This window comes from Micromonospora sp. NPDC049089 (assembly GCF_040648775.1).
Lineage (GTDB): Bacteria > Actinomycetota > Actinomycetes > Mycobacteriales > Micromonosporaceae > Micromonospora.
The window spans coordinates 1-17,624 of the sequence record NZ_JBEZEH010000158.1; the positions used below are offsets into that span (position 1 = coordinate 1).

Consider the following 17,624-nt stretch of genomic DNA (forward strand, 5'->3'; position numbering starts at 1 on the left):
CCGGCGCGCTGGCGTTGGCCGTCGCTCTGCTGTTCACCGTGGACGGGCCGACGGAGACGTCGGTGCCCCCACACATCGGTGGGCGGCCTGCTCGGTGTGGCGGGATCAGTGACCGGCGTTCTGCCCGCCGTCGACGTGCAGGATCTCGCCGGTGACGAACGGTGCGGACTCGAGGTAGACCACGGCGTCGACGACGTCGCTGGTCTCGCCCATCCGACCCACCGGGTGCAGACCCGCGAGCGTCTGGTGCGTCTCGACCGGGTGCATCGGGGTCTTGATGACGCCGGGTGCGACGGCGTTGACCCGGACACCGCGACCGGCGTACTCGATGGCCAGCGACTTGGTCGCCGAGCTGAGGCCACCCTTGGTCAATGACGCGAGCACCGACGGGACGTTCGAGTTGGGCTGGTCGACGAAGCTCGTTGTGATGCTGACGACGTGACCGGCCCCGCTGGCCAGCAGGTGCGGCATCGCGCGCTGGGTGAGGTGGAAGAACCCGGCGAGGTTGATCCCAGTGACCTGCTCGAAGTCCTCGTCGGTGTAGTCGGTGAATGGCTTGGCGACGAAGACGCCGGCGTTGTTCACCAGGGTGTCGATCCGCCCGAACCGGTCCACTGCGGCACGCACCACCCGCTCCGCGGTGTCGGCCTCGGCGATGTCACCCCGGACCGTGACGATCTCCGGGTCGTCGGACGCGCCGATCGACCGAGAGGTTGCCACGACGCCGTACCCCAGCTTGCGGTAGGCGTCCACGAGGCCGGCGCCGATGCCCTGGGAAGCGCCGGTGATCACGACGACCTTCTGGCCCTGACTGCTGTTCATGAGGAAACCACCTTCACTAGACGACTGGTCGACTAAACGCTAGCCGACCGGTCGTGTATCGTCGAGACATGGGTCGAACCAGTGACGCGAAGAACAAAATCCTCGACGCTGCCGCCACGCTCATCGAGCAGCGCGGCTACACGGCGCTCGGGGTCGCCGAGATCTGCGCGGCGGCGGGCGTGCCGAAGGGCAGCTTCTACTACTTCTTCGAGTCCAAGCAGGCGCTCGCCCGCACCGTCATCGACGAGCACTGGGTCACCCAGCGCCGCCAGTGGGAGCAGTTGCTCGGCAGCGAGCGCGACCCGCTACAGCGACTCCGGGACCTGTTCGAGGCCACCGAGGAGGTCCAGCGCGTCGGCCAGCAGAGAGCCGGAGTGGTCGCGGGCTGCCTGTTCGGCAACCTCGCCCTCGAACTGAGCAACCAGGCCGAGGAGATCCGCGGTCGACTCCAGGAGATCTTCGAGGAGCAGATCGGCCTCATCGAGCAGGTCGTCGCCGAGGCCAAGGAGCGCGGCCTGGCGGGCCCGTCGGTCGACAGCCGGGAGGCCGCCCGATCGATAGTCGCGCAGATCGAGGGGCGGGTCCTGCTCGCGAAGCTGCTCAACGATCCGACCCAGCTGGAGACGTTGTGGCGCAACTGCCTCGACCTCCTCCAGGTGCCGGCACAGGCACGGACCACCACCGGCTGAACGGACGACTGTCGCTGACCGTCCACTCCGGGCGCACTGCGCGGCCGCTCAGTAACATCGGCGAGGCACGATATTCAGGCGGACCACTCCCGACCGGATCGAGCACTCGACATGACGACCGAGCAGACCACGTCTCCCCCACGTGCCGGTGTCAGCATCGCCGCTCAGGGGCTGGGCCAGAGCGTCCGGAGCGGTCGCCAGATCCTGACCGACATCTCGGTGAGCATCGCGCCGGGCGAGCTGGTCGCGATCATCGGTGCCAGCGGCGCCGGCAAGACCACCCTGCTGGAGATCCTCTCCGGGGTGCAGCGCCCGGTGGCGGGCACCGTCACGTACGCCGGCAACACCATGGCAGGCACCATCGGTGTCGTTCCCCAGGACGACATCATCCACCGCGAGCTGCCCCTGGCCCGCACCCTGCGGTACGCGGCCCGACTGCGCCTGCCCTCCACCGCTGGGCCGGCCGAGATCAATGACCGGGTCGCGGAGGTGCTCGCCGAGCTGCGACTCACCGACCGGGCCGCCACGCCGGTCGGCCTGCTCAGCGGCGGTGAACGCAAGCGCGCCAGCATCGCCGTCGAGCTGCTCACCCGACCCGGCGTGTTCTTCCTGGACGAGCCCACCTCCGGATTGGACCCGGCGATCGCCGTGGAGCTGCTCCGGGTGCTCCGCGCGCTCGCCGACACGGGCACCACAGTCGTGCTGACCACTCACCAGGTCACCGACGTGGACCACTGCGACAGTGTCGTCGTGCTGACCCGTCAGGGCCGGTTGGCGTTCACCGGCACCCCGACCGCCGCCCGGGAGTTCTTCGGCCTGCGGTCCCTGGCCGAGGTGCACCTCCGGCTCGACGAAGCGACGCAGCCGGCCGAGTGGCCCGATCGCTTCGCCGAGCGGCGCGCGGCCGAACAGCCGCCCCGTCCTCCCGACGGGGGTGACGTCGCCGCGACGCCGTCCCGGCGCGTCGGCCGGCTGCGCCAGTGGGCGGTGCTCACCGCGCGCAACACGGAGATCGTCGTCCGCAACCGACTGACGTTGGCGATCCTGCTCGGCTCGCCGCTGATGGTGCTCGGCATGTTCGCGCTGCTGTTCCGCCCGGGGGCGTTCGAGCCAACCAGACCCAGCCCGACGGTGACCGTGATGATCCTGTTCTGGATCGCGTTCGGCGGCTTCTTCTTCGGGCTGACCTACGGGCTCCTCCAGATCTGCACCGAGCTGCCGATCCTGCGCCGGGAGCGGCTGGCCGGGGTCCGGCTGGTCCCGTACCTGTTGGCGAAGGTGGCGGTGCTGCTGCCGCTGCTGGCCCTGGTGGACCTGGCCCTGCTCGGGGTGCTGCGCGGCATGGACCGGCTGCCGCCGGTCGGCGGCGCCGACTTCGCCGCCCTGTACGCGACACTGCTGCTCTCTTCGGCGGCGGCGCTGGCCCTCGGTCTGCTCTGCTCGGCGGCCGTGTCCGACGCGGCCCAGGCGACGCTCATGCTGCCGATGCTCTGCTTCCCACAGGTGCTGTTCGTCGGCGCGATCCTGCCGGTGCCGGCGATGGCGGTCGGCGGTCAGTGGCTCAGCTACGCGATGTCGAACCGGTGGGCGTTCGAGGGCCTGGGGCACACCGCCGGGGTGGAGCGGCTCTGGCGCGACGGCGGCTCCCCGCTCGGCCCGCCGCTGCTGGCCACGTACGGCGACAGCTTCTCCCGGCCGGTGTGGGTCGACTGGCTGGTGCTCGGCGGTTTCGTGCTGCTCTTCCTGGGCGCGGCCTGGGCGGTCCTGCTCCGACGGGATCCTCGTCGTGGGTCCTGACCCGATGCCGCCCGCCTCCCCCACGGCGCTGCCGGGATACGCCGCCACGGGCCGGATCGACGAGCTGCGCGCCACCGAGTACCGACACCTGGACACCGGCGGGCAGGTCTACCTCGACTACGCCGGAGCCGGGGTGGCCGCCCAGGCGCAGGTCCGCGCCCACCACGACCGGTTGCTCGCCGGCCTCTACAGCAACCCTCACTCGGAGAACCCCACGAGCGTGGCGGCGGGCTCGCTGGTGGAGTCGGCGCGACGCGCGGTGCTCGACTTCTTCCGCGCCGACCCGGACGAGTACGCGGTCATCTTCACCCCGAACGCCAGTGGCGCCTGCCGGCTGGTCGGCGAGGCGTACGACTTCGGCCGGGCCGCGCCGCTGGTGCTCACCTGGGACAACCACAACTCGGTCAACGGCATCCGTGAGTACGCCCGGTCGGCTCGCGCGTCCGTACGCTACCTGCCGCTGAACGGGCCGGAACTGCGGATCGCCGAGTCGGAGCTGGTCGCGGCGCTCGACGCCGGCCGGGGTGGCCTGACCCGCCGGTGGGGCCGGCCCGGTCGTCGCGGGCTGTTCGCCTACCCGGCGCAGAGCAACTTCTCCGGGGTGCAGCACCCGCTGGGCTGGGTGGAGCTGGCCCAGCAGCGGGGCTACGACGTGCTGCTCGACGCGGCCGCCTTCGCGCCGACGAACCGGCTGGACCTCAGCGTCGTCCGACCGGATTTCGTCTGTCTGAGCTGGTACAAGCTCTTCGGCTACCCCACCGGGGTCGGCGCGCTGCTGGCCCGCCGTTCGGCGCTGGCCCGGTTGCGCCGGCCGTGGTTCGCCGGCGGCACGATCCGCGCGGTGAGCGTGCAGGGCGACTGGCACCGGCCGATGGACGACGAGTCGGCGTTCGAGGACGGCACGCTCAACTTCCTGAGCATCCCGGACGTGGAGTTCGGGTTGCGCTGGCTCGACTCGATCGGCGTGGACCTGGGCCACGCCCGGGTCGGCCTGCTCACCGAGTGGCTGCTGACGCGGTTGGCCACCCTGCGGCACGACACCGGCGGGCCGCTGGTCCAGGTGTACGGGCCGACGACGGGCGCGGGGCGCGGTGGCACCGTGACCTTCAACCTCCGCCACCCGGACGGCACGCTGGTCGACGAACGGCTCGTGGCGCGGGAGGCGGCAGCGGCGGGCCTCGCCCTGCGGACCGGCTGTTTCTGCAATCCGGGCGCGGCCGAGGGCGCGTTCGGGATGAGCCGGACGTCGATGCGGCAGCGGCTGTTGGCGGGGGTCGACACGATCGACCAGTACCTCACCACGCTGGGGCTGCCGACGGGCGGCGCGGTCCGCGTCTCGTTCGGACTGGCCTCGACCGCTACCGACGCGGAGCGCCTCGTCGACTTCGTCCAGTCGACCTACCTCAACCGGAGTGCCGGTACGGAGTCACCACTGCCACCCCGGCTGCGCTGCTGACCTGCCCGACCCGGCCGACTAGCTGACCTGGGCCACCGGCGCGGGGCGGTGCTTGATCTCCTCCATGAACGGGAACCGGGCGGTCAGCTCGGCGAACGTCAGGCCGGCCCGCCAGGCCGCGGCCACCTGGGCGACCTGCACCAGGTCCATGACGTCGCCGCGGGCGAGAACCTCTCCCGAGACGCGCAGGTCAATCATGAAGTACCGGGCCTGCGATCCCAGCCCCACGCACACCACGCCCTCGTCGGAGTGCAGCTCGGCGCAGGTGAACCGGGCCCGCCCCTGCTCCGGCGCGGTCACCCGGCCGACGTCGAGCCCGTGGCGGGCAGCAGTTTCGATCAGCGCGGGGGCCAGGCCACCCCGCTCGACCAGATCCGGGTAGAGGCGCACACCCAGCGCCGTCGACGCCTCGCTCATGACTGACTCCCACTTCCTTGTGACAGAGACCAGCAGCGCGCAGGTTACGGGAAAGTTTCCGGCACGCCTCGTCATCCTGTCCCGCGTGGACGCCCCACGGCAATAGGAAGGGTCGATTCGACCGCTATCGAGTAACCCTCAGCCGCGCCGAGCTCCTTCGATGGGTCGGCGTCGTCCATCTCGGAGGCATCGAGCGATGCCACTGCGACGACCGGCGTCGGCACGTCGCCGCTCACTCGTCAGCATCGGGCGGTAACGGACGGTCGTGATATTGGAAACACTCTTGACAGAAAGACGTCATATCGACATGCTTCGCTTAGAGAGCGCTCTCTATCCTGGTAAACCGCCTCCATCACCCCCACGCTGAGGAGCCTCCCGTGTTCACAGCCCGGCCCAGCCTCCGCTTCCGCCCGCTCGTACTCCTGGCGGCCACCCTCGTCGCGACCGCGACGGCGCTCGTCGTCCCGGCGCACCCCGACCGGGCCGAGGCCGCCATCGGTCCCATCAGCTGGCAGGACGAGTTCAACTCCCCCGCCGGCACGCCCGTCGACCAGAACAAGTGGCGCTTCGACACCGGCGGTGGCGGCTGGGGCAACAACGAGCGGCAGTACTACACGAACAGCACCAGCAACGCGGTCCACGACGGCCAGGGCAACCTGGTCATCACCGCCCGCCGGGACAATCCCGCCAACTACCAGTGCCACTACGGGCGCTGCGAGTACACGTCAGCGCGGTTGCTGACGGCGGCCACCTTCACCCAGACGTACGGGCGGTTCGAGGCCCGGATCAAGATCCCGCGTGGTCAGGGCATCTGGCCGGCCTTCTGGATGCTCGGCACCGGCGGCGGGTGGCCCGACGCCGGCGAGATCGACGTCATGGAGAACATCGGCCGGGAGCCCAACACCGTCTACGGCACCGTGCACGGGCCCGGCTACTCCGGAGCCGGCGGCATCACTGGCAGCCGCACCCTCGGCGCGCCGCTCGCCGACACCTTCCACACCTACCGGGTGGACTGGGAGCCGAACGTCATAACCTGGTACGTCGACGGGGTGCAGTACCACCGGGTCGACCCCGCTCGGCTCGGCGGCAGCCGCTGGGTGTTCGACCACCCCTTCTTCATGATCCTCAACGTCGCGGTCGGCGGTAACTGGCCCGGCTACCCCGACGGCTCGACCCAGTTCCCGCAGCAGATGCTGGTCGACTACGTCCGGGTGTCCAGCTACACCTCGGGTGGCGGGGGCGACCCCACTCCGGGCACCAACCGGATCAGGGGCGCGCAGAGCGGTCGCTGCATCGACATCCCCGGCGCGGACCCGGTCGAGGGCGCAAAGCTCCAGATCTGGGACTGCAACACCACGGCGGCCCAGAGCTGGACCTTCGCGTCCGACGGGACGGTCCGGGCGATGGGCAAGTGCATGGACCCGGCCTGGGCCGGCACCGCCAACGGCACCGAGGTCAACCTGGTCAGTTGCAACGGCAACACCGCGCAACGCTTCACCCTCAACGGCGCCGGCGATCTGGTCAACCTCAACGCCAACAAGTGCGTCGACGTACGGGAGGCCAACCCCAACAACGGTGGCAAGCTGCACCTGTGGGACTGCCTCGGCGCCGCCAACCAGAAGTGGTCCCGCATCTGATCACCCGAGCACCAAGGCGTGGGCCGTCCGAGGAGTCACTCGGGCGGCCCATCGCCGTAGCGACCTTCGCCCACCTCCTCGAACCAGATTGACTCGATGGGCGGGGAGGCCAGGCTCATGACCACTATGTTCGGATTAGTCCTGAATCCGGCAGTCCCGGGAGTGAGCTCATGTCGCACCATCTCGATACACCCCTGGCCGCTCAGGGCGGCCAGTTGTACATCGACGACCTGTACGTCTTCAACGGTGACCGCGCCACCGTGTTCGTCATGGACGTCAACAGCTCGGTGACCAAGGCCGACATCAAGCGCGGCTTCCACGCCGAGGCGCGTTACGAGATCAAGATTCACATCAACGGCACCGAGGCGGAGGACCTGACGTACCGGTTCGCCTTCGGCGAGCCGGACGGCGGCGCCCGGCAGACCCTCCAGTTGTACGAGCTCACCGGCGCGGACGCCCGCGACGACGCCGCGATGGGCACCCCCATCGCCGAGGGGCGAACCGGCGAGGTGACGACCGGCGGCAACGTCCGGATCTGGGCCGGCCGGATCGCCGACCCCTTCTTCGTCGACCTCGACGAACTCGCCACCATCAACGGCGCGGTCAAGAACGGTTCGCGGGTGGACCGCTCGGCGTGGCGGGTCGACCAGGCCAAGAACAGCTTCGCCGGCACCACAGTCGAGTCGATCGTCCTCGAGGTCTCCCACGACGAGCCGCTGCTGCGCGACGGCACCGAGATCGGCGTGTGGTGCCGCACCATGCTGGCCACCGACGCGGGCGGGTGGCGCCAGATCAACCGCGCCGGCCACCCCATGATGTGGCCGATCTTCTGGCCCCACGACACCGACTTCTCCGACCCCGCCAACTTCCGGCACCCCGGCAACGACCTCGCCGAGGGCGGGGAGGAGATCGCGAACGCGGTCGCCGGGGTGGTCAAGGCGAACGGCACCGCACCGGATCCGCAGGCGTACGGCTGGAGCGTCGCCCGGCAGCTCTACCCCGACCTGCTGTCGTACACGGTCGGCACGGCAGCGAACTTCGGCTTCGCGGTCCGCAACGGACGAACCCTCGCTGACAACGCGCCCGAGGTGATGTTCTCCCTGGTCCTCAACACCGGCACCACTGCCGGCCTCACCTCGGAGGTCACGAAGGCCGCGCGTTCCGCCACGTTCCCGTACGTGGTCGCGGCCTGAATCCGCTCGTAGGGCTCGGCGGCCGGTACGGCGCCGAGCCCTTGCCGTGCGCGCCCGCCGTGAGGGCCCAGCACGCGCAGGGGCCGTCAATGCTCGTGCTCGACGCACACACGACGCCACCACATCCAGGGTCGAGCACGATCATCGAACGCCCACCGGGTGATGCTCGAGCTATTCCAGCCCGTATGGGCGTTTTGCGTAGATAGTCTCTTAAGTGCTTCCCAGCGCTCTTTAGGACAAAGGAGACTCGATGCGCAGAAAGATTCTCGCGGGCTTGGCCGGCGTCGCCGCCGTCGTCGCGCTCGCCGGACCGGCCGCCGCGGACACCACGGGCGACACGATCGTGACCCTCACCGTCGACGCCGCCGGTGGCCTGTCGATCACCGTGCCGGCGACGGCCAACATCGGTCACGGCATTGAGGGCTCGACCGTCACCGGTCTGCTCGGCCCGGTCACCGTGCTGGACCAACGAGGTTCGCTCACCCCCAACTGGACCGCCAGCGTCATCTCCACCGACTTCACCACCGGTGGCGGCTCCTCCGGAGAGACGATCCCGAACATCAACGTTCTGTACTGGTCCGGCCCCGCCACGGCGACCGCCGGCACTGGCACCTTCACGCCGGGCCAACCCACCGCGGCCCAGCAGGTGATCATCAACGTTCCCCGGACGGCGATGACCCACACCGGCGGCACCGGCAACAACTTCGCCACCTGGAACCCCACCCTGGTGGTGAACATCCCCGTCGGCACCGTCCAGGGTGTCTACACCGGGACGGTGACACATTCGGTGTTCTGAGCCGCTCGGCCGGCTGGTGCTGCTGGCCTCGGTCGCCCTCGTGGCGCTCGGGGTTCCGGCGGCACCAGCCGTTGCCGTGCGGGAGCAGCGACAGGACCCGGCCGAGGAAGCCGCGATCAGCATCCGGATGCTGGACATCCCGGCCAGTCGGGTACAGGACCCGAGGGCCCAGGTCTACATCGTGGATCACCTGAAACCCGGCACGACGATCAACCGCCGGGTCGAGGTGCAGAACACCTCCGCCGAGGTGCAGAAGATCGAGTTCTATTCCGGAGCCGCTTCGGTCGAGAACAACGCCTTCACAGTGCCCGAAGGGCGTACGGGTAACGAACTGAGCGGGTGGATCCGGCTGAAGACCGCCACGATGCGGCTGGACCCGGGCGAGCGACGACCGGTCGAGGTCGAGGTCGCCGTGCCGAAGAAGGCGTCGAAGGGCGAGCGGTACGCCGCGATCTGGGCGCAGGTCACCAGCACGAAGGAGCGCACCGGCAACGTCACCCAGATCCACCGGGTGGGCATCCGGGTCTACCTCGACATCGGTCCCGGTGGTGAGCCGCCAACGGACTTCCGGATCGAAGGATTGGCCGCCGAGCCGGGCACCGGTGAGTTCCCCGTGGTCACCGCGAAGGTCACCAATACCGGCGAACGTGCGCTGGACATGACCGGCACCCTGTCGCTGACCAAGGCGGCGGTCCAGGCCGGTCCGTTCAAGGTGACCAACGGCGTGACGATCCTGCCCGGCCAGAGCGGTCAGGTCCGGATCGAGGTCAACCAGGCCCTGCCCGCCGGGACGTGGGACGTGCACGCGAAGCTCGCCAGCGGCACCGTGGAACGCACCGCGACCGGGAAGATCGTCCTACCCGTCGCGGCGCCGATGACTGTCGCGACGTCCAGCGGGCCGAGTTGGCTGGTCTACACGGTCGGCGGCATCGCCCTGCTGGTGCTGGTCACCCTTGGTGGCTGGTACCTCGTCCGCCGACGCCAGGCCCAGTGGGCCTGACCACCCACCCACCGCACCACCCCATCTGCCCGGCCGTTCCCCCGGAACGGCCGGGCAGCATCGTTCCGCGAGTCGATCATGGACTTGTGGTGCCCGATTTGAGAGCGACAAAACCGATTCGCCACCCACCACAACTCCATGATCGTCGGGGCTGAGGCGCGGGGCGCAGGGCGGGGCGGGGCGGGGCGGGGGTAGCTAGATGACGGAGTGCGTCACGACCGACACGTAGTTGCCGACCACCACCCCGGACGGGAGGGTCACGAACAGCGTGGGGTTCCAGGTTGCGGAGTTCGAGCCTCCCGCCTGACCGGACCATACTGCGGCCACCCGCGGGGTGTTCAGCACCGCCCCGGGCTGCGGAACGAACGATCCGACACCGGTGCTGGCGAGGGCGGGCCCCGAGGCGTACGTGATGTTGCTGTTGGGGATGGTCTCGCCCCCCGAGCCGGAGCCGGTGGTGAAGCTCGTGCTGGAGACGACGCTGACCCAGTTGCCGGAGAAGGGGCCACGGTCGTCGGTGACGGTCACCGGGCCGAGTTGGCCCGAGACGCCGGTGGTGCCCGAGGTGACGGTGCCGAGCGCCGAGATCGCCGGGACGCTGATGGAGAGTCCACCGAGCGGGGTGATGACCAGGTCGACCGGTCGGGTCGCGGACTGGTCGAACGAGTCGGTCACCCGGACGGTGAACGGGAACGTCCCGGACACTGTGGGCGTGCCGGAGAGCAGGCCCGTGACCGGGTCGAGGGTCAGCCCGGCGGGCAGGCTCCCGGCGCTGACCGACCAGGTGAACGGGCCCGTGCCGCCGGTCACCGTGAGCTGGTACTGGTACGGCTCGTACGCCTTGCCGGGTGGGGGCGGTGGGAAGGTCAGCGTCGGTGGCGCGTTGACCGTCACCGGCCCGGAGGGGGCCGACTGGGGGCCGGTCCCGCCGGCGTTCGTCGCGGCCACCCGGAAGGTGTACGTGGCACCGGCGGCCAGCCCCGTGACGATCTGGGTCGTTGCGGTTCCGCTGAAGACCCGGGGTGTCTGCGCCACCCCGTTGAGGTACGGCGTCACCGTGTAACCGGTGATCGGCGACCCCCCGTTGGCCGGGGCGGTCCAGCTCACCCTGGCGGCGTTGGTGCCGGCGGTGGCCGAGGTGTTCGTCGGCGCTCCCGGCACTGTGTACGGGACCACGGCCGCCGAGGGTGGGCTGGCCGCCCCGGTGCCGAACGCGTTCACCGCCGCCACCCGGAAGGCGTACGACGAGCCTGCGGTGAGCCCGGTCAGGGTGCGGCTGGTGGTGGAGGCGTCGAAGGTCAGGGTCGGTTGGGTGACGCCGTCCCGGATCGGGGTGATCAGGTAGCTGGTGATCGGGCTGCCGTTGTTGTCCGGCGCGGTCCAGCTCACTGTGGCGCTGGTGACGCCCGCGACCGCTGTGGGGGTGGTGGGCGTGCCTGGCGTGGAGGCGTAGACGAAGTTCGCCGACCCGGCCGAGCCTCGGGTGATGACCGTGACCGTGACCGTCGCCGGGCCGGACCGGGCGGGCATGGACGAGATGGCGAGGGTGCCGTTGGGGTTCACTGTGAAACAGCCGGCGGCCGGGCCGGAGGTGCACGGCACCAGCAGCACCGACGTGCCGGCCTGCTGTTCGGCGGCCGTACCGATGGTGATCGCGGTGGCGCCGGTGAGGTTGCTGCCGCTCACGGTCACCGGGACGCCCCCGGAGACGGAGCTCTGGGCCGGGGTGACGGTGATGCCGCTGGGCGCGGTGGCCGGCGCGACAGGTGTGGTGCCGGTGGCGAGACCGGGGTTGGCGTCGATCGACGACGAGGTAGCGACTGTCGTGGTCTGGATCTGCGTCGGCGTGACACCGGTGCCGGTGACTGTCGCGACGACGGTGATGGGCGGCAGGGAGGTGCCGCCGGCGAACGGGCCGTTGCTGTTGGTGCAGGTGACGGTCTGGCCGGACGGTGCGGCACAGACCCAACCGGAGCCGTACGCGGCGCGGGGAACGACACCGGCGGGGACGGTCTGGGTGACCGAGATCGGCGACGTCTCGGTGGCGCCGGCGTCGACCCCGGCGGTGATCGAGTAGGTGACCGGGTCACCGGGCTGCGGGGAGGCGCCGACGGAACTGGTCTGTGACACGTTCAGGTCGGGCACGGGGTTGAAGCTGACCGCTTGAGCGTTGTCGACCTCGTGGAAGTCGGTGACCGAGCCGGTCGAGCCCACCCAGCCGAAGGCGAGTTGCCGTGGGTAGCCGCTGGCGTTCAGCCAGGTCGGTGACGGGTACAGGCTGGGCGACACGACCGGAAGCATGCCTGACAGGGTCCGGGCGGCCCCGCCGACCGGGGTGAACCTGACCCGGTACTGGCCCGCCGGGGTGGTGATACCGGTGTCGGTGGTGTACGGCGACGAGGTGGTGTTGATGACGACCTCGACCGGCACCACGGACGCGGCCCGGGTGCTGGCCCGTAGCGGCAGGGCGGGTGCCGAGGTGCTGCCTGCGCTGCTGTCGATGGCGCAGTAGCCGACGCCGTTGCGGCCTGGCCCGCGGATCACGACCTGGCCGGGGACCCGCCCGCCGGTGGTCGAGATGTACGGCGGGTTGGTGCAGCCGGTGCCCTGATAGGTGCTGTTGCTGAAGTTGCCGAAGACGTCGAGACCGACGCCCATGTAGCCATTGGAGAGTCCCGCGGACACGCCGTTGAACGCCGCCGAGTAGCCCAGCGAGCCACCCGACGGGCCGAGGGTCGACGGGGACCTCGGGTTGGCGGGGTCCACAGCGGCCAGCGCGAAGGCCAGGCCGTCGGCGCCCGGGTTCGTGCCGCCGTACTGGTAGGTGTTGAAGGTGAGGTGCAGGCCCTGCGAGGTGGGCACACTCACCGCTCCGAACACCCCGCCCTGCCGGTTGATGGTGGCGGGGGTGAGGCGCAGTTTGCCGGCGCCCTGCGGGTCGGTGGAGGTGGTGCAACTGAGCAGCGGGCCGCTGGTGGAGTTGCCGGCCGCACTCAGGCAGGCGGCGTTCGTGGCGAGGAGGCCGGGCACCGCGGGTACCGCCACAGCGCCGATGCCGTTCGCTGTGTTGTTGTGGAAGGGTTGATCGAACAGGACGGAACCGGCCGCCCACGCCGGGAGGGGCGCGACCGCGAGAACTCCCACGGTCACGGCTACCGCCAGCGTTGCGATGCTGCTCTGACGACGCCGGCCCCGAAACGACATGCCCACTCCCAGCTTTCACTCCAGTCCCGAGCTGGACTATATCCCCCAAAAACACCCATATTTCTCGTACGGGGATAAAGCCGGCCCGGGACTCGGCCCTCAGAAACGCACCGACCTCCTCGGCCATGCCGAGGAGGTCGGTGCGCCGGGGCTGGGAGCTGTCAGCCCTCGATGTCGCGGGGGTCACGGCTGCGGGGGTAGGTGTTCTTCTCCCCGATCGTGCCGTCCTGCTTCTTGATCACGTGCTCGACGCCGCGGTCGGCCGCCATCTCGCGACCCTGGGCCTGCGCGTCAGCCTTCACGTCATGCGTGCTGGTGGCCCGCTCGTGGCCCTCCGGCTTGTTCTTCCACTGCCCGTCCTCGTGGTACGTGTCGACATCACCCTTGGCCATGGCCGGCTCCTCCCTGCGTCGGAACTGTCTCCCGAATCAGTGCCCCGAGCCGTGCGGGGCAAACCGGATTCCTCAGGAGACGGCCGGGCAGTTGTTGCTCACCCGCCGGAGGATCTGTTCGCGTTCGTCGGTGGTGATGCCCGACGGCGCGCCGTCGAAGTGGGTCTCTACCTTCTCCCAGCCCTTGCGCTGCTCGTAGTGCAGGTGCGGCGCGCCGGAGTTGCCGGTGCTGCCGAGCCGTCCGATCTGGTCACCCTGGGCCACCTTCTGGCCGACGGTGACCAGTGGTGGTTCGAGCATGTGCAGGTACTGCGTCTCCCACTTGCCGCCGTGGTCGATCTTCACCCAGTAGCCGCCGCCACGCCCCCGCGGGCCTTCCGGGTTCTCCGGGTTGCGGCCGCCCAGCGAGCCGTTGATGCCCGCCACTGTGACAGTGCCGGCGTACGACGCGAGCACCGGCCGCCCCCACGTCTCGCCCTCGACCGGGAAGAAGTCGACGTCGTAGTCGTCGTGACCGGGGTAGGTGCTGAGCTGCCACGTCTCGCCGCAGGTCACCGGCATCTGGAAGAGCGGGCGCGGACCGGCCGGTCGCAGCATCGGCACCGCGACCACCGCGACACCCACGAGGGCCGCCACCGCGACGAGCGCGAGCAGGATGCGGATGGCACGGCTTCGAGGGCGGCGGTGGGAGCGGGATCGGGTGGGGCGACCGGTCGTCACCGGGCCGAGCATGGCAGATCCGGGCAACCTCCCGGCTCCGAGGTGGCACCCCCACAGCCTTGACATTGCACTCGAATCGCAAACGAGATACCGTCAGATGCAATGCAGTTGTATTGCAACGAGAGTGGGCTCCCATGCACGTGATCGCATTGTCCGAGGTGACCGACGCCATGACCGCCCTGGTCGGGGGCAAGGCGGCCGGGCTGGGCGAGCTGATCCGGCACGGCGATCAGGTCCCCGACGGCTTCTGCGTCACCACCGAGGCACACCGGCTCGGCGTCGTCCCCACCGCCGAGGTCGTCGCCGCGTACCAGCGGCTCGGCGCGGGCCCGGTGGCGGTGCGCTCCAGCGCGACCGCCGAGGACCTCCCGGACGCGAGCTTCGCCGGGCAGCAGGACACCGTCCTCGACGTCACCGGCACCGACGAGCTGATCGCCGCCATCGAGAAATGCTGGGCTTCGCTGCACAGCGACCGGGCGACCGCCTACCGCGACGCCCGCGGCATTGATTCCCGGACAGTGCGGATGGCCGTCGTCGTGCAGCGCATGGTCAGACCCACTGTGGCGGGAGTGCTGTTCACCGCGAACCCGCTGACCGGGCGCCGCGACGAGATGGCCGTCGACGCCGCTGCCGGCCTCGGCACCACAGTGGTGGACGGCGCCGCCGCCGTCGACCACTACATTCTCGACGACATCACGCGCGCCGAGGCCGGATGCCTGACGTCCCCGCAACTGGCCCGCCTCCGCGCCACCGGCGAGCGGTTGCAGGCCCACTTCGGCTGCCCACAGGATGTCGAGTGGGCGATCGACGCGGAGGACGTGCTGTGGCTCCTCCAGTCCCGGCCCATCACCAGCCTGTTCCCCGCCCCACCGTCCAGCGAGAAGCCCCTCCCCCGCGTCTACCTGGAGTTCGGGCACGTCCAGGGCATGCTGCAACCGGTCACCCCGATGGGCATGTCGACACTGCGCAGGCAGATCGCCGCGATGCTCGCCGCGCTCGGGGTACGTGTCGAGATCGTCGACATCGGCGGTCGCCTCTACGGCGACCTGACCGACCTGGCCCGCGACCGGTCGTCCCGCAAACGGCTGGTGAAGCTCCTGGCTGTCGACTTCGGGCCGCGCGCCCAGGCGGTGATGCAGCACGTGCTGGCGGATCCCCGGTTCGCCCCGACCAGCGGCGGCGACCGGCGCGGTGGGGCATCGGGAGCCGCGTCGCTGCGGACGGCCCGTCGCGCGGTGGCGGGGATCCTGCGGGCGCTGGCCCGTCCCGAGGCCGCGCGGACCCGGATGTTCGAGGCGGTCGAGCAGCTGAGGGTGAGCTCAGCCGCCCCCGCCGACCTGCGTACCACCGGTGACCGGCTGCGCTTCGTGCAGGCGCAGGACGCCGACGCCGACGACACCGCCGACGCGATCATGTGGCCGATCGTCGCCGGGATGCTCGCCGCCGCCCTGCCGACCGCGCTGCTCAAGGGCGTCGCCGGCCCGGACGAGATCCACACCGTGCTGGGCGGCATGCCGCACAACGTCACCATCGAGATGGACCTGGCCCTGTGGCGGCTCGCCCAGGGCGTGGGCGACCACCGCCGGCTTCTCCTCGACACCCCGCCGGCCGAGTTGGCCGCACGCCACCTGCACGGGACGCTGCCCGACATCGGCATGGCGGCCTTCCTGGACGTGTACGGGCACCGGGGCGTCGCCGAAGTCGACCTCGGGGTGCCGCGTTGGGCGGAGGACCCCACGCCGGTCTTCGCCGCGGTCGCCAACTACCTGCGGGTGACCGATCCGCAACAGGGCCCCGACCAGCGCTTCCAGCGGGCCGCCTCAGCGGCGGAGACAGCGCTGGAGGAGTTGGTCACCCGAGCGCGCCGTCGGCGGCCGGTGCGGGGCCGGCTCGCCGGTTTCCTGTTGCGCCGCGCGCGGTCGTTGGCCGGCCTGCGCGAGGCCGGCAAGTTCGCCGGGCTGTACCCGCTGCGCGAGACCCGTCGCCAACTGCTGCTCATCGGCGCCGACCTGCACGCCCACGGGTTGCTGGACCAGCCCGACGACATCATGTTCCTGACCCTCGACGAGGTGCACACCGCCGTACACCAGGGTGTTGATCTGCGCGGCACCGTCACCGCCCGGCGGGCGGTGCACCGCCGGGAGCTGCGGCGTCGAACCGTGCCGGTGGCACTGCTCTCCGACGGTACGGATGTCGAGACCGTCCTGCCGGCGGCATCGACCGGCGACGGGACGCTCGCCGGAGTGGGCGCATCGGCGGGCCGGGTGACCGGCCCCGCCCGGGTCGTGCACGACCCGGGCACCGCCCACGTCGAGCCCGGCGAGGTCCTGGTGGCCGCGACCACGGACCCCGGCTGGACCCCGCTGTTCCTCACCGCGGCGGCGCTGGTCACCGAGACCGGCGCGATCATGGCGCACGGCCCGACAGTGGCCCGTGAGTACGGCATTCCCGCCGTCATCTGCGTGCCGGACGCCACCCGGACCATCACCACCGGGCAGCTCGTCACAGTGGACGGCGGCGTCGGAACCGTCACGCCGCACGGACCGTCGACCCCCGAGCGAGTAGGACGACCATGACCGACACGACGACACCGACCAGGGCGCGGGTGGGCCCGCTGCTGCGTCGGGCGGCCGAGGCCGAGGCCGCGACGTGGCGCAGCCTGTACGTGTGGGCGCGACGTCGTCCACTGCCGCTGGGGCCCGGCGACGAGCCGTTCGGCTACCTCGGCGTGGTCAAGCCGATCCTGGGCATCTTCATCGGCCTGTCGGTCGTGGAGATCCCGATCTTCGACGTGGTGGTCACCCACGTGGTGCCGTGGCGGCCCGCCCGCTGGATCGTTCTGGGCCTCGGCATCTGGGGTCTGCTCTGGATGATCGGCCTGTTCGCCAGCATGACGATCCACCCCCACGTCGTGGGCGACCGGGGCCTGCGGGTGCGGCTCAGCTCGGGCATCGACATCTGGATCCCGTGGACGGACGTCGAGGCGCTGCGCAAGCGCTACCGATCGCTGCCGTCGAGCAGATCCGTGCAGGTCGAGCAGGAGGGCGACCGGCGGGTGGTGTCCATCTCGGTCGGCAGCCAGACCAGCATCGACGTTCTGCTGCGCCGGCCGCTGACCTTCGACCTGCCGAGGGCCGGGTCCACGCCGGTGAACGAGCTGCGACTGTACGCCGACGACCCGGACGGCCTGCTGCGCAGCGCGCGGGGCACTCCGGTGAGCCAGACCGCCAGCCGGTGACCACCGCGCTGGCGGAGTCTCGGGCCACCCACTGTGAAACGATCGAGGCCATGCCCAAGAAGGTCGATCACCAGGAGCGACGCACCCTCATCGCGGACGCGCTGATGCGGGTCGCCGCGGATCAGGGCCTGGAGGCCGTCAGCCTTCGGCACGTGGCCGCCGAGGCCGCGAAGAAGTGGCTGACGATGTCGTCCTGCCGCAGCGTGGCGCCGCTGACGCCCTTGCCGCCGCGCCGCTGCGAGCGGTACAGATCGACCTTGGTC

The 17,624-nt window shown here is 70.6% G+C and carries 15 protein-coding genes and 1 pseudogene; 10 read left to right on the forward strand and 6 right to left on the reverse strand.

Going from position 1 to position 17,624, the window contains the following annotated elements; genetic code table 11:
* Positions 1 to 105: 105 nt before the first annotated feature.
* The gene (locus AB0B48_RS23935; protein ID WP_357205079.1) at positions 106 to 822 is read right to left on the reverse strand and encodes an SDR family oxidoreductase; all 717 of its coding nucleotides are present in this window, start codon (positions 820 to 822) and stop codon (positions 106 to 108) included.
* 68 nt (positions 823 to 890) lie between these two features.
* Here AB0B48_RS23935 and AB0B48_RS23940 point away from each other — a divergent pair, with 68 nt between their 5' ends.
* The 3 genes from AB0B48_RS23940 to AB0B48_RS23950 all read left to right on the forward strand — a co-directional run bounded on the left by AB0B48_RS23940 (position 891) and on the right by AB0B48_RS23950 (position 4,764).
* Entirely contained in the window at positions 891 to 1,511 is a 621-nt protein-coding gene (locus AB0B48_RS23940; protein WP_357205083.1) for a TetR/AcrR family transcriptional regulator, read from the forward strand.
* Positions 1,512 to 1,622: 111 nt separating this feature from the next.
* Positions 1,623 to 3,308 carry an ATP-binding cassette domain-containing protein gene (locus AB0B48_RS23945; RefSeq protein ID WP_357205086.1) on the forward strand — a complete coding sequence of 562 codons (1,686 nt, stop codon included), beginning with the start codon at positions 1,623 to 1,625 and terminating at the stop codon, positions 3,306 to 3,308.
* Positions 3,298 to 4,764, forward strand: coding sequence for an aminotransferase class V-fold PLP-dependent enzyme (locus AB0B48_RS23950; protein WP_357205089.1), 1,467 nt, complete (start codon positions 3,298 to 3,300; stop codon positions 4,762 to 4,764). The genes AB0B48_RS23945 and AB0B48_RS23950 overlap by 11 nt, the downstream gene beginning before the upstream one ends.
* Positions 4,765 to 4,782: 18 nt before the next feature.
* Here the strand turns inward: AB0B48_RS23950 and AB0B48_RS23955 are convergent, their stop codons facing one another.
* Positions 4,783 to 5,181, reverse strand: a complete 399-nt coding sequence (locus AB0B48_RS23955) for a hypothetical protein (RefSeq protein ID WP_112585399.1) — start codon at positions 5,179 to 5,181, stop codon at positions 4,783 to 4,785.
* A 377-nt stretch (positions 5,182 to 5,558) separates the two neighbouring features.
* On the opposite strand from AB0B48_RS23955, the gene AB0B48_RS23960 reads away from it, so the two are divergent.
* From AB0B48_RS23960 to AB0B48_RS23975, 4 genes are all read left to right on the forward strand, one after another.
* The gene (locus AB0B48_RS23960; protein WP_357205092.1) at positions 5,559 to 6,818 is read left to right on the forward strand and encodes a family 16 glycosylhydrolase; all 1,260 of its coding nucleotides are present in this window, start codon (positions 5,559 to 5,561) and stop codon (positions 6,816 to 6,818) included.
* A gap of 170 nt (positions 6,819 to 6,988) precedes the next feature.
* A complete protein-coding gene (locus AB0B48_RS23965; protein ID WP_357205095.1) occupies positions 6,989 to 8,011 on the forward strand; it encodes a DUF4331 family protein in 1,023 nt (340 codons plus the stop codon).
* 250 nt (positions 8,012 to 8,261) lie between these two features.
* Positions 8,262 to 8,807 (forward strand): hypothetical protein, encoded by a 546-nt coding sequence (locus AB0B48_RS23970; protein WP_357205098.1) that lies wholly within the window; start codon positions 8,262 to 8,264, stop codon positions 8,805 to 8,807.
* Between the two features lie 76 nt (positions 8,808 to 8,883).
* Positions 8,884 to 9,807: a hypothetical protein gene (locus AB0B48_RS23975; RefSeq protein WP_357205101.1), complete on the forward strand. Its 924-nt coding sequence runs from the start codon at positions 8,884 to 8,886 to the stop codon at positions 9,805 to 9,807.
* Between the two features lie 195 nt (positions 9,808 to 10,002).
* Here AB0B48_RS23975 and AB0B48_RS23980 read toward each other — a convergent pair whose 3' ends face one another.
* The 3 genes from AB0B48_RS23980 to AB0B48_RS23990 all read right to left on the reverse strand — a co-directional run bounded on the left by AB0B48_RS23980 (position 10,003) and on the right by AB0B48_RS23990 (position 14,135).
* Positions 10,003 to 13,011, reverse strand: a complete 3,009-nt coding sequence (locus AB0B48_RS23980) for a fibronectin type III domain-containing protein (protein ID WP_357205104.1) — start codon at positions 13,009 to 13,011, stop codon at positions 10,003 to 10,005.
* Positions 13,012 to 13,172: 161 nt separating this feature from the next.
* A complete protein-coding gene (locus tag AB0B48_RS23985; RefSeq protein WP_354942245.1) occupies positions 13,173 to 13,403 on the reverse strand; it encodes a DUF2188 domain-containing protein in 231 nt (76 codons plus the stop codon).
* Positions 13,404 to 13,475: 72 nt separating this feature from the next.
* On the reverse strand, positions 13,476 to 14,135 hold the full coding sequence (locus tag AB0B48_RS23990) for a M23 family metallopeptidase (RefSeq protein WP_357205107.1): 660 nt from the start codon (positions 14,133 to 14,135) through the stop codon (positions 13,476 to 13,478).
* Between the two features lie 122 nt (positions 14,136 to 14,257).
* Between AB0B48_RS23990 and AB0B48_RS23995 the strand changes: the two genes are divergently transcribed.
* From AB0B48_RS23995 to AB0B48_RS24005, 3 genes and pseudogenes are all read left to right on the forward strand, one after another.
* A complete protein-coding gene (locus tag AB0B48_RS23995) occupies positions 14,258 to 16,699 on the forward strand; it encodes a PEP/pyruvate-binding domain-containing protein (protein WP_357205110.1) in 2,442 nt (813 codons plus the stop codon).
* On the forward strand, positions 16,696 to 17,361 hold the full coding sequence (locus AB0B48_RS24000) for a hypothetical protein (protein ID WP_357205113.1): 666 nt from the start codon (positions 16,696 to 16,698) through the stop codon (positions 17,359 to 17,361). Before AB0B48_RS23995 ends, AB0B48_RS24000 begins: the two co-directional genes overlap by 4 nt.
* A 50-nt stretch (positions 17,362 to 17,411) precedes the next feature.
* Positions 17,412 to 17,528 (forward strand): annotated as a pseudogene (locus AB0B48_RS24005) (TetR/AcrR family transcriptional regulator); the annotation flags it as partial.
* Here the strand turns inward: AB0B48_RS24005 and AB0B48_RS24010 are convergent.
* Complete coding sequence (locus AB0B48_RS24010) at positions 17,483 to 17,611, reverse strand: hypothetical protein (protein WP_357205115.1); 129 nt, start codon at positions 17,609 to 17,611, stop codon at positions 17,483 to 17,485. The pseudogene AB0B48_RS24005 and the gene AB0B48_RS24010 overlap by 46 nt on opposite strands.
* Positions 17,612 to 17,624 lie beyond the last annotated feature (13 nt).